The sequence below is a fragment of the Solibacillus sp. FSL R5-0691 genome (assembly GCF_037974225.1).
Taxonomy (GTDB): domain Bacteria; phylum Bacillota; class Bacilli; order Bacillales_A; family Planococcaceae; genus Solibacillus.
Map to the genome: position 1 here is coordinate 1,825,150 of NZ_CP150231.1, position 12,155 is coordinate 1,837,304.

The 12,155-nt window shown below is 38.3% G+C and carries 14 protein-coding genes, 1 pseudogene and 3 riboswitches; of the genes and pseudogenes, 3 read left to right on the top strand and 12 right to left on the bottom strand.

Features of this window, described 5'->3' with window-relative positions; genetic code table 11:
- Positions 1-52: 52 nt before the first annotated feature.
- From MKY51_RS08970 to ribE (MKY51_RS08995), 6 genes and pseudogenes are all read right to left on the bottom strand, one after another.
- Positions 53-778, bottom strand: a complete 726-nt coding sequence (locus tag MKY51_RS08970; protein WP_339171109.1) for a TspO/MBR family protein — start codon at positions 776-778, stop codon at positions 53-55.
- 119 nt (positions 779-897) lie between these two features.
- Positions 898-1,530, bottom strand: a complete 633-nt coding sequence (locus MKY51_RS08975) for a LysE family translocator (protein WP_339171110.1) — start codon at positions 1,528-1,530, stop codon at positions 898-900.
- 330 nt (positions 1,531-1,860) lie between these two features.
- A complete protein-coding gene (locus MKY51_RS08980) occupies positions 1,861-3,057 on the bottom strand; it encodes a DUF2812 domain-containing protein (protein WP_339171112.1) in 1,197 nt (398 codons plus the stop codon).
- A gap of 366 nt (positions 3,058-3,423) precedes the next feature.
- Positions 3,424-3,891, bottom strand: a complete 468-nt coding sequence (gene ribE / locus MKY51_RS08985) for a 6,7-dimethyl-8-ribityllumazine synthase (RefSeq protein WP_339171113.1) — start codon at positions 3,889-3,891, stop codon at positions 3,424-3,426.
- An 18-nt stretch (positions 3,892-3,909) separates the two neighbouring features.
- Positions 3,910-4,518, bottom strand: a pseudogene (gene ribB / locus MKY51_RS08990) (3,4-dihydroxy-2-butanone-4-phosphate synthase); the annotation flags it as partial.
- A gap of 14 nt (positions 4,519-4,532) precedes the next feature.
- On the bottom strand, positions 4,533-5,168 hold the full coding sequence (gene ribE, locus MKY51_RS08995; protein WP_339171114.1) for a riboflavin synthase: 636 nt from the start codon (positions 5,166-5,168) through the stop codon (positions 4,533-4,535).
- Positions 5,169-5,289: 121 nt separating this feature from the next.
- Positions 5,290-5,425: riboswitch (FMN riboswitch) on the bottom strand.
- Positions 5,426-5,524: 99 nt separating this feature from the next.
- Positions 5,525-5,660, bottom strand: a riboswitch (FMN riboswitch).
- Positions 5,661-5,993: 333 nt separating this feature from the next.
- Between ribE (MKY51_RS08995) and MKY51_RS09000 the strand changes: the two genes are divergently transcribed.
- Together MKY51_RS09000 and MKY51_RS09005 are read left to right on the top strand one after the other, a co-directional pair.
- A complete protein-coding gene (locus MKY51_RS09000; RefSeq protein WP_339171115.1) occupies positions 5,994-6,677 on the top strand; it encodes a VC0807 family protein in 684 nt (227 codons plus the stop codon).
- A 23-nt stretch (positions 6,678-6,700) separates the two neighbouring features.
- Complete coding sequence (locus MKY51_RS09005) at positions 6,701-6,904, top strand: transcription initiation factor TFIIIB (protein ID WP_339171117.1); 204 nt, start codon at positions 6,701-6,703, stop codon at positions 6,902-6,904.
- Positions 6,905-6,982: 78 nt separating this feature from the next.
- Here the strand turns inward: MKY51_RS09005 and MKY51_RS09010 are convergent, their stop codons facing one another.
- The 6 genes from MKY51_RS09010 to MKY51_RS09035 all read right to left on the bottom strand — a co-directional run bounded on the left by MKY51_RS09010 (position 6,983) and on the right by MKY51_RS09035 (position 11,534).
- Positions 6,983-7,162, bottom strand: coding sequence for a hypothetical protein (locus MKY51_RS09010; RefSeq protein ID WP_339171120.1), 180 nt, complete (start codon positions 7,160-7,162; stop codon positions 6,983-6,985).
- Positions 7,163-7,173: 11 nt separating this feature from the next.
- A complete protein-coding gene (gene metE / locus MKY51_RS09015) occupies positions 7,174-9,444 on the bottom strand; it encodes a 5-methyltetrahydropteroyltriglutamate--homocysteine S-methyltransferase (RefSeq protein ID WP_339171122.1) in 2,271 nt (756 codons plus the stop codon).
- A 162-nt stretch (positions 9,445-9,606) separates the two neighbouring features.
- A riboswitch (cobalamin riboswitch) is annotated at positions 9,607-9,787 on the bottom strand.
- A 351-nt stretch (positions 9,788-10,138) separates the two neighbouring features.
- Positions 10,139-10,750: an SCO family protein gene (locus MKY51_RS09020; protein WP_339171124.1), complete on the bottom strand. Its 612-nt coding sequence runs from the start codon at positions 10,748-10,750 to the stop codon at positions 10,139-10,141.
- A gap of 106 nt (positions 10,751-10,856) precedes the next feature.
- Positions 10,857-10,997, bottom strand: a complete 141-nt coding sequence (locus MKY51_RS09025) for a YvrJ family protein (RefSeq protein ID WP_251687655.1) — start codon at positions 10,995-10,997, stop codon at positions 10,857-10,859.
- Positions 10,998-11,062: 65 nt separating this feature from the next.
- Entirely contained in the window at positions 11,063-11,284 is a 222-nt protein-coding gene (locus MKY51_RS09030) for a DUF2922 domain-containing protein (RefSeq protein ID WP_339171128.1), read from the bottom strand.
- A gap of 31 nt (positions 11,285-11,315) precedes the next feature.
- Positions 11,316-11,534 carry a DUF1659 domain-containing protein gene (locus MKY51_RS09035; protein ID WP_339171130.1) on the bottom strand — a complete coding sequence of 73 codons (219 nt, stop codon included), beginning with the start codon at positions 11,532-11,534 and terminating at the stop codon, positions 11,316-11,318.
- 155 nt (positions 11,535-11,689) lie between these two features.
- Between MKY51_RS09035 and MKY51_RS09040 the strand changes: the two genes are divergently transcribed.
- Positions 11,690-12,133 carry a DUF2621 domain-containing protein gene (locus tag MKY51_RS09040; RefSeq protein WP_339171133.1) on the top strand — a complete coding sequence of 148 codons (444 nt, stop codon included), beginning with the start codon at positions 11,690-11,692 and terminating at the stop codon, positions 12,131-12,133.
- Positions 12,134-12,155: the final 22 nt, after the last annotated feature.

Here is a 12,155-nt window from a genome sequence, read left to right on the forward strand (position 1 = left end):
AAGGGTTGTAGTACAAGTCCGGTTCGACTTATACTACAACCCTTCTTCATTATTACACTAGCCTTTTCGTTTTCATGCGCATATAGTGAATGAGTGCCACAATGATTAATATGATTGTTAATACGATTGTTCCGTACTGCATTGTCGCATCATCTGTTTTGACAGCGATACCGACCAGTGCCCAAACGATAACGAGAGTAAAGAAGATATCCTTTGAAATGGCAACAGCCAAATACCCTAAAATAACTGCAACACCGACAAGTACAAGTGATCCGACCACTTCAGAGATTCCCAAATCAACCCCATTGTATTTTAATACATAGCTTACATTCGCAATTGTCGCTACGGATAACCATGCTAAGTAGAACGAAAACGGAAAGCGTTCTGAAAAACCGGTTTCATTGTTTTTATACTGCTTATAAATCGCAATGAGTGTAAATAATAAAAAGAACATTACGATAATGGACAGGATAAACTGTTCATAATGCCAGCTGAACAGCCAAGCAATATTAAATAGGCAGCTAATGATAAATAAGATTCCTACTTTCCCGTTAAAACGATTGTCTTTCACTTTGCGGTATATCGTAATCAGCCATATGACAAGCAATACATAAATTAATGACCAAATTGAAAATACATAACCTGCCGGCGTAAATAATACTTCTAATCGATCCGAAATATCTGCTGCCGTTTGACCGTTTATCGGCAGTGTATTTGATAGCACATTCACCACTATTACCGCAATCATGGCTATCCACATAGTAATATACAAACCCATCTTTCATCATCCTTTTTTCTAGAATTAGGGAACTATACCCTTTTTCAAAAAAGAATATGCGGTTTAATCGGGATTACGATTTAAATGCAATGGATTTGTACATTTCTCTCGGTTATCTATTAGGATTGTTTTTCCAATGCTAGTTTAATGCCAAAACCGATAAGAACAGCCCCGGTCAATGATTCGATTACCGATTGTGTAGCAGGTTTTTTCATGAATTCACGGATTTTGTTCAATAAAAATACATAGAGTGCAAACCAGACAAAAGTTAACACAATATAGATGATTCCCATCGTTAAAAATGGCCAAAACGGTTCTGCCCCTTTTGATAGAAATTGCGGTAAAAACGTAAGGAAAAATACCGCTACTTTAGGATTCGTAATATTTGTGACAAGGCCATGCTTAAAATAGGAATTGCCTTTTGCTTCAATTTCCGGAATATCCGTCATTTCCTCTGCCTCTGTTTTTTTAGCACGCAGGCTCATCAATGTTTTGATACCTAAATAGCATAAATAAGCTGCTCCGACATATTTCAGCACTGTAAATGCCACGGCTGATTTCACGATAATTGCCGACAGCCCTGCAACCGCTGCGATTGTATGGACGGTTAACCCTGCACAAGAGCCGACCATCGTTTGAAACCCTCCCTTTTGTCCGTTAACAATCGTATTTTTCGTAACGATCGCTGTATCCGGACCTGGCAGTATGATCAGTAGTATACACGCAATAATAAAGAACACTACATTCTCCATTTACTCACCTTCATTTTCTGAATTTTTAAATATGTTAACATGTTGATCAGAAGGAAGCCAGGGGTATTTTCAGTTTAATAGTTAAGCATGCTTGGTTGTTTTTATGTATGGCGGACTATATTTTGTAACCGTCGACTGATTTTATTAGAAGTTTTTTTGTTTTATTAGAAAAATTCTATGGTTTATTAGCGTATTTCAACTATTTATTTGAACATCTGAGAGACTTATTAGAACAAATGCCTTATATATTAGAAAATCGGCAACTTATTAGAACATTTCAAACCGATATTAGATGATTTACGATTATATTAGAAATTCTAAGATTTGCGCTTAGTATTCCATAAGCAAAACAATTTTCTCAGCGGCATTTTCTATAATAACATCCGCCCCTACCTCACCTGAGTAACCAATATACATGACAGCCTGGTCTTTAACGAAGATAAATTCTTTATTATAGTCGCTTTGACGTATAAGTAACCGGTCGAACTCCTTATGCTCTCCTTCCATAAATGATTCTGCTTCATTTACAAAACTATGCTTTGTGATAAGGTCATCAACCAATGGTGCAACAAGGGATTTAAAGTTTAAACGGTAAACCTCCGAAGAGATACTTGGTTCATAACTGTTGTTTGGGTCAGACCTTTGCCCTTTCTTTTCAATGAAATTTTCCCTCATACTAAATTGTATAGGAGCGACTATACTCCAGTTTTCCGAGTAATTATTTCCCCAATCTACTTCATCTATCATAAAAACATCCCGTTCAAGGTTTGGCGCAGTTTCAATTGTCGCTAATCTTACAAACGGTAGCGATGAATCTTCTTCCGGTAATGTAAGTGTATCCATCTGAAGTAACTGATAAAACGGAATGAAAATCGCAATTAAAGATATTCCCATAGTCATTACATAGACTATTATGTTATTGCGATAAAAAATCTCCCATGGTTTATGATGATTATCATAATTTTCTTCATTCATATTGCGTCGTATGCGTGCAATACCTAGAAGTCCCATTGCCATGGAGATCAAGTAATAGAGGTTCAAAAATGAGAGGACCATTGTTGTAAATATATGACCTTCAATTAATGTCAATGTTGGTGTATTTCCAGTGAACCAAATACTGCTAATTAGCCAAAAAAGGGCTATCACAGCCAATAAAATAATGATGAAACTTATCAATGTTTTCTTGAAAAGGGCATTTGCTACAGTTATTTGCTCTTCTTGATCTATTGGGGGTTCATTTATTTGACGATCTGTCGGTGCCGCAAATACGTGAAAATTGCGGTCACTCGCAATATAGTCCCAGCCGCTTTCTTCAAATAACCGGATTTTTTCACTGGATATATATTTGCTTTTCGCCAGTTCCAGCCGGTAATCCATTCGTTTGCGATCCCCTTTTTTAAACTTCGCAAAATGTGTGCCAATCTCATAAAAATGAAGACCTTGCTCGGACATATCCGAAAACCAGCTTTCATGTTCCTTGATACGCCAATACTGCCCCGGTCTTAATCTGCGTACGATTTCTGCCATCGCTCTCCCTCCTCATATGACCTAACAATAAAATACAAGGGAATGTTTGTAAATAAACAATTCGGACCAGGAGGCCATTTCAGAAATCCCTGACGCACTAAAGAATATCGGGAATGTTCACAGCAAAAAGGCAACCCCGTCCCTGCAGGATTGCCTTTTACACCGCTTGGAACTAACTTTCCGCAAGCAGCACTATTTTCTGAGCTGCATTTTCCACTACTACATCCAGATCTGCATATCCGTAATAACGTATATACATTACCACCTTACCTTTAGAAGCAACTAATTGCTTCCATTCTTCATCCTCGCGCGTAACAAAGCTAAGAAAAAACCACCCCAAATTTTTGGAGTGGTGTTCACTAATCTTTATTTAAACATTTTATTCAAGTTTGCCATTTCAATTGCAGACATTGCGCTGTCATACCCTTTATTGCCTGCTTTTGTGCCAGCACGTTCAATTGCCTGTTCGATATTTTCAGTTGTGACAATGCCGAAAATTACCGGAACGCCTGTATCCAAGCCCGCTTTTGCAATTCCTTTAGCTGCTTCGTTACATACATAATCATAATGTGTTGTAGACCCGCGAATGACTGTACCTAAACCGATAACGGCATCATAGTTATACGTTTCAGCCATTTTTTTTGCTACAAACGGTACTTCAAATGCACCTGGTACCCATGCTGTATCAATATTTGCTTCGTCAACACCATGTCTCTTCAGGCCATCAATTGCTCCGCTTAATAATTTATCATTTATAAATTCATTGAATCGTCCAACGACAATTCCGATTTTCAAATCTGTTCCGACTAATTGTGCTTCAAATGTTTTTCCCATTATAAATTGCTCCTTTTATACCAATACGGTAGTTGATTTTATATATTGAACTAAGTCTTCGATAGTAATAAATTTCAAGTTATGTTTTTGTGCCAGCTTTTTAAGCTGCGGCATGCGTGCCATTGAACCATCTTCGTTCATAATTTCACAGATGACCGCGACTTCATCTGAACCGCATAGCTTCGCCAGATCGACGCCTGCTTCCGTATGTCCTGGACGCTCCACCACGCCTCCCTGTTTTGCAATGAGGGGGAAAACATGGCCCGGACGGTGAAAATGCTCCGGTTTTGTTTGAGGTTCCAGTAATGCTAACATCGTTTTAGAACGGTCAAATGCACTGATCCCTGTTGTTGTCTGGATGTGATCGATACTAATCGTAAATGCTGTTTGATATGTATCGGTATTGCTTTGCACCATTGGGTTTAGGGAAACCCTTTCTGCAATAGCAGATGAAATTGGTGTACAAATCAGACCTCTTCCATATAGCGCCATAAAATTAATGTTTTCCGGTGTAGCGAATTCGCCTAACACAAGAAAATCTCCTTCATTTTCACGGTTCTCATCATCTGATACAATAATAATTTCACCGTTTTTCAATGCCTGAATTGCTTCTTCAATTGTATTCATTTATTACCACTCCTTTAAAATCCCGTACGTTGCAAAAAGTCCATTGTAATCGTACTTTCCGTTTGAATTTGTAAATGTTTTTTTACATATTTTCCGATTAGATCTGTTTCAATGTTTACAACATCTCCCGGCTTTTTATAGCCTAATACAGTCTGCTCAAACGTATGCGGAATTAAGGAAATGGTAATGAATGTGTCCGTCACATCAAAAATGGTCAAACTAGTGCCATCCACTGTAATTGATCCTTTTTTGATACATTCGGCAATTAATTGCTTTTCCATTGCCAGATCAATATAAACTGCATTGGCGACAGGTCTTTTACGCTGTATTGTCGCAGTTCCATCAATATGGCCCGAAACTATATGCCCGCCGAAACGACCGTTCGCCGACATTGCGCGTTCCAGATTGACCGGCATGCCTGCTGCTAGTTGCTGGAGGCTTGTTGCTTTGACAGTTTCTGGCATCACATCCGCAAAAAATACAGTCGGTGTGAATTGTTTCACTGTTAGACAGACACCGTTAACGGCAATGCTGTCCCCAAGTTGGACATCCTCTAAAATTTTGCTTGCGCGAATGGCTAGTTCCATCGCTTGTGTAGACTGGCTGATCGATTCAACCGTTCCAAGTTCTTCAATGATTCCTGTAAACATCCTGCTCACCTCTTTTTAAAATTAAAAAAGAACCCCGATAAAATTTCGGAGTTCGATGAGAGGAAAATTAAGCATCATCAAATAAGCTTTTTGAACGTAATTTTCAAAAAACTGCTGACATTGCTTCCTTCTCCCATCCAGACTATAACTGTCGGCTTTGGACTCGCACCAAATCCTGCACACAAAAAGTGGCTCACGGGCTTAGAGACTGACTCATCACCGTCGATTGGGAATTTCACCCGACCCCGAAGGAAATTATTCTTTTTAATAAAATAAAAAAATCCCGTCACAAGGCGCGACAGGAAAAGTGTATAGCAAAAAATCACATTTTAAAGTAAATTTTTAAAAATGTGTTGCCATTCCTTCTCCCATCCAGACTATAACTGTCGGCTTTGGATTTGCACCAAATCCTGCACACAAAAAGTGGCTCACGGGCTTAGAGATTAACTCATCACCGTCGATTGGGAATTTCACCCGACCCCGAAGGAAATTATTTTATTTGAAAGTTATTGTAACATAAATAAACTCAAAAGCTAATAGTATTTTTGCACCTACTTACTTTTTATCTCTGTCCCCCTCTTTGAAATTAAAATTTTGAAACTTTTCCGATAGGTAATTCGTAGAAGAATATACATAATATTACAAATAATCGAAAGGAGTTATATGTACAACACTGAAAAAATTCCACTAAATCATGCTATTGATAAAGTATCTTTCATTTGCTTAATAGCTTGTTTCAAGTTTTTAAATTATAAAACATAGTGTCGGATAATCTTCAGTAATATAATTCATTTAACACAAGAATTCAATGTAATGGAGGCTTTTATGGCGAATAATTCACAGACAAATAAATATTTTATCTTTTTGGAACTACTTTTCTATGCAGTCCTACCTTATGCGATATGGAAGTTTGGGCGGGAGCCATTTGGTGACTATACCGCGATGCTGCTGTCCACTGTTCCCGGTATAATTTATACAGTTTACCGCTTTGCAAAAGATCGGCAGTTTAATGTGACGGGCTTGTTTATTTTAGGCTCGATGCTTATAGGTACTACGGTTGATTTATTGTCAGGTTCTGCGGAGCAAATGATTTGGAATAATGTTTATTTAGGTCTTTTTTATACATTTATCTATGTAATATTATTTATCATTAAAAAGCCTTTTCCTTTGTATGTTGCAATTGATTTTGCCTACTTGCAGGGCTATGCAAGAAAGGACAGTAAAACTTTATTTTTCCAAAAAGGAATTTTCGGATGGTTTCAGCTGATCCAGGTTGTGTTCATAATTCGAGGGCTCGTTATGGCAGGAATTACGGTCTTTCTGCTACGGAAATACGGAATTGACAGCTATGGGGATATGCTGATTTATAAACGAGTGGCAAGTTGGGTATTTTCAGGAATTGTCATGGGGATGTTCTTTTATATTAATGTAATTGTGCAAAAATACACGTATCGAATGCAGGAAAAGCAGGAAGAGAAGCTGACAGAACAAGATGTTGTTGCCGAGTAATTAATTTCGAAAGTATGATAGAGATGACATCGATCGCCAAAGTAAATGAATGCCCTAAATGTGGCGGTACGGAGTTAGGTAGAGGAAAACATAGCGGGTACAGTGTGATGTCACCTGTTAATAAATTAAGTTTAGGATGCAATATTGAATATATTATTTGTACGGATTGCGGTTTTATTATCGAGGGCTATGTTGTAAAGCCTGAGAAATTTAAAGGGACTTTTTAATAAGATATCACGATTACAAATAGCCCATTGCATATTGCAATGGGCATTGTATTTTCTATTTGTTTATAAAAAATTCTTTCATCCTACTAATTCAGCTTTTACAGAATAATATGCTTTTTGAATCTCCTTTGCATCTGCTGGGTATGTCGCTATCAACTCATTACGTAACTCTTTAAGGCTTTTTGAATAACTTCCTGTAAAGCCATTCATTATAGCTGCCAAAAACACAGGATTGTAATTTCTTTTCATTCGTCTCATAGTAACCGCCCCTAATTCAACTGTTTAAGTCGCTCTTTTGCGGCCACCATATTTTTCAATGATGCAATGGTCTCTTGTTCCGTACGAGTTTTCAGGCCACAATCGGGATTGATCCAAAATTGTTCTTTTGCGATTACTTTTTTACTATTTTCTATAATGGTTGCCATTTCTTCCACAGTTGGAATACGCGGGCTATGAATATCATATACACCTAAGCCAATTCCAAGTCCATATGGTGTTTCTTTTAATACTTTTATCAGCTCACCGTGACTTCGTGACGTTTCAATTGAAATCACATCCGCATCCAATGATTCTATTACATCAATAAAATCGTTAAATTCACAATAACACATATGTGTATGAATCTGGGTCGTTTCACGCACACCGCTTGTCGCTAATTTAAATGCAGCTACACTCGCATCGATATAAGACTTATGCAGACTTTTACGTATTGGCATACCTTCTTTCAAGGCAGGTTCGTCTACTTGAATTATATTGATTCCCGCATTTTCAAGTGCCCTTACTTCTTCTCTCAGTGCCAAACCGATTTGATAAGCTACTTCTGAGCGTGCTAAATCATCTCTTACAAATGACCAGTTCAATATGGTAACGGGTCCCGTCAACATCCCTTTGACCGGCTTTTCCGTAAGTGATTGTGCTGCACTTACTTCCTTTACTGTCATCGGTTCTTTCCATTCAACATCTCCGTAAATAAGTGGTGGTTTTACACAGCGCGATCCGTACGAAACTACCCATCCGTTTTTCGTAAACGCAAAGCCATTTAATTTTTCACCAAAAAATTCGACCATGTCTGTTCGCTCAAATTCCCCATGGACGAGAACATCTAGACCAAGTTCCTCCTGAATCGAAATCCATCGTGCGGTTTCGTTCGCGTTGAATGCTTCATACTCTATTGTTGTAATTTCTCCTTTACGCCATAAACTACGGTTTTTCTTAACTTCTGCGGATTGCGGGAAACTCCCGATTGTTGTTGTAGGATAGTCAGGTAACTGTAAAAAGGCACGTTGTAGCTTACTACGCTTGTTATAGTTCTCTGCTCGTTTAAATGCTTCCGGTGTTAATGCGTTTACTTGTGCATGTATAGCTTCCTTTTGTCTTGATTCATGCAGCGCCAAAGTGCGAATTGCTTTTTCGCTTTCTAAAAAAGCCTTATTATGAGGAAATTCCAGGGGAAGTATCTTCCCTTTAATCATTTGCAGTTCCGTTATTTTTTCATTTGCGAATGCTAAAGCATTTAGCAGCTCTGGCACAATGCCATCCTCTCCCGCTGTTGTAACTGGCACATGCTGAAGGCTACACGAGGTTTGTAGATGTATTGGTGAAAATGGTACATAGGATCGTATTTCCGCGACTAGCGCCAACTGCTTCTGCAACTCGGCTCTCCATATATCCCGACCATTAATAATTCCGGCATATAAAACTTTATCTTTTGGGAAAGCAAATTTTTTTAACGATGCTATATTTTCAATTTTCCCATGAACAAAGTCCAGTCCAAAGCCATCAACAGGCAATTTAATAATTGTTTCATAGTCGGATAACGCTTCAAAATATGTTGTGCAGATCATTTCAACTGTCAGTCCTTTTAATACTTGATGATAGAAATGCTGAACTAATGCAATATCTTCGGAAGTAAGGTCTTTTGTAAGGCTTGGTTCTTCAAGCTGGATCGAAGTTGCACCGCTTGCTTCCAACGACTGAAGCAACTCTTTATACACATTCACCAGCTGCTGAATATAGTGTTGTTTTTGGGCGTCACCTACACCTTTTGTAAGTTTATAAAAGGTAAAAGGACCGATAATAGTCACACGAGGGATTGTGCCGAATGCTTCGATTGCCTCCTGAATATATTGCGCGTAAACATTGTGTTGCAATGCCAGTTGCTGTCCCTCGTATTCCGGTACAATATAGTGATAATTCGTATTGAACCATTTCGTCATTTCACATGCCACCACATTTTCAGCACCGCGCGCCATTGCAAAATACGCTGTTAAATGATGCTGCAGGGAAAGGTGGTCGTATCTAGATGGAATCATATTAAACATAACGGCTAAGTCAAGCATGCGGTCATAATATGTAAAATCTCCTACTGTTAAAATATCCAGCCCTAAATCCTGTTGCTGCTGAAGTTGAGCGATACGTACGTTTTTCATTTCCTGTTCATAACTTTCCAAAGATAATTGTTCTTTCCAAAATGCCTCTGTTATACGCTTCCATTCACGATTCTGTCCAATATAAGGGTAGCCAATTACTGCTGTTTTCATAAACAATTCCTCCTTAAATTTGTTACATAAAAAACCAAAACCCCTCTTTCCAAATGAAAGAGGGGTGTGAATGTTTAAGAGATTGACAAAAGAAACCTTTGTTTTATCAAAGGATGTTGTCTCACTTTCGCACAAAATCACCACCTATTTCCACGTAGGTATTGGCGTGTACTAGTTTCCGGCAGGTCTCCTGGCTCATCATCAACGTTCTTGTGATCCTTCCCATCAATAGACAGTGGTTGAATATCACGAACTCCGATTTACAGTTGCGGGACAGCACCAGACTTTCACTGGTTTCCCTTTTCAGCTTGTTCTCACAAGCACCGTAACTTACACAGTATGTAATTTCATATACTATATCATAGAATTTGAGTTTTGAAAATTCTTTTTATTTATTGCTTTCTCAATTTCTGGTTTGAACAATTTCGGTTGATGCCATTGTGCTTTTTTTTAGAAGAAATTGATTTATATTAGCACTTCTGCAGGTGATTTTAGAAGAGTTGGCGTACTTTTTAGCTGAACAGGAACTGATTTTAGTATATCCCGCAACTATATTAGAAATTCCGTAATTTATTAGAAAATCTGCTGGTTTATTAGCAAATTTAACATTTTATTAGAACAACTCCCACTCATCAAAAAAACTTGCGTTAAAAGTTACAGCACTTTTTCCGCAAGTTAATCTATCATTCCACTATTAATTTAAACGTTCATCAATGAGTGCTTCCATATCACTCGCAATCGTTTCATATGGAACACCATCTTCTCCAGTACCATAACCTGAATAGTTTTTTACGGCAATTCCTTTTTCATCCACAAGGAAAAATGTATCGGCGTGGATAACTTGGGAATTCCCTTCAATTGCCTGGACAGGAGTTTTAAATGAGTTTCTGCCAAATTGCTCGATAAATTTTTGATCGTATCCTGTCAGCATATGCCATTTTGATTCGTCTACCGGTTTATGGCGCGATAAATATTCTGTCAGACGCTCCGGTGTATCGTAGTCCGGGTCTACTGAAAACGCGACAATTTTATAATCTTCCAGACCTTTTTTTTCAAGGTGGTCCTGCACCCGGGTCATATTCATCGTCATAGGCGAGCAAATCGTTGTACAGCTTGTAAAGATGAACATCGCCAGCCATGGTTCCCCTTTTAGACTTTCCAGTGTCACCTCATCATTGCGGTGATCGGTCATCGTAAACCCGCTAATTTCAAAGTTTGTCGTCGGTTTAAACTGATAATTGCTGCAAGCTGTGAGAACGGTTGCTGCCAAGAGCATAAGTGCGAATACTATTTTTTTCGTTTTCATTTCTCTCTCTCCACTCTTTGAACATTACTCTCATCTTACCCAATATTTAGTATATTCTCAATAGTTATTGAAGGAATGGTTGTGTGTCAACATTGTGAAGAACTTTTTAAGCTCTGTCTGCAGGATGATGTAATGATACAAGTGCGGTATGAATCGCTTCAAGCTTTGTTTCTATCCGATACAGTAAATAAAATGATATAAAGATCGGAAATGTTACTTCCTGAAGAATCGCTATCCACTGCTCCATTAATATCCCCTCCTTACATTTGAAAAGCCGGTAAAGCATCACACTTCACCGGCCCGCCCTTGCTATTAGCTGTTCAGTTCGATCGCTGTAACATTACGTTCAACGATGCGCGCTGATTTTTTCACATTGAACAAAAATCCATCCTTCGAAAATACCGCCTGATCAATAATCGTCTGCATCGCAGCGTTCACTTCAGCCTCCGTTAGATTTGGCTTCGGGTCATTAATATTGATCGTCATCGTATTTCCTGCAATATTGGCAAATGTTAATTGTAGAACTTGTGCCATACGCTCACCTCCTTTACTTCGTTAATCTTAATTAGTCTGTAATAATATCTTTTTGCGTTTTCACAGATTCGATAAAATCGTAATCTGTTAAGCCGACGATTGTTGTAGCAACTGTGTAAAGCTGTTGTGCAGTTGCATTTCTTTCCAGGTTACGGAATGTGGAACTTTTAATAATCGGCTCGTTAAATTCATCAAGGCCTGTCTGAAAGTATACTGTTAACGTTGCAGTTAAAAATCCGAATTCGTTCATGTTTATCACCTCCTTGCCCTATATATGTCATGATTTACAGAAAAAAGGGACAAGGACGATGAAAAATTTTACAAAACCTTATATAATAGACATTAATGAGGTTTATCACCATTAGTTTAGTAGAAACAATTTCATAGACAATATTTAGTAGTGAGGTGAACATTGTGGGCTTAGATGGCTGGTTTTTATGGTTTATTTTGTTTTGGGTGGTAGTATTGGTTTCGCTTATGGGGATTGGCGGCTTTTTTATGTTCCGCAAGTTTTTGAAGGCTCTGCCGAAACAGGATGGTAAATCGGATCTAGATTGGCAAAACATATACTTAGATAAAACGATTCACCTTTGGGGTGAAGATGAAAAACAATTACTTACCGAGCTTGTCAGTCCTGTACCAGAGCTTTTCCGCCAAGTTGCGAAAGAAAAGATCGCCGGTAAAATCGGTGAAATCGCATTGAATGAGCGTGCCTCTAAAATCGACCTGGACTTAATTATTCGCGGCTATATTATTGCTTCACCAAAACGCGACCATAAGTTTTTACGTAAAAAACTTACTGAAATGAAGATTGATACGACGAATTATGACCATTTGTTTGAGGCATAGGAACAAAAGCGCTAAAGCGCCC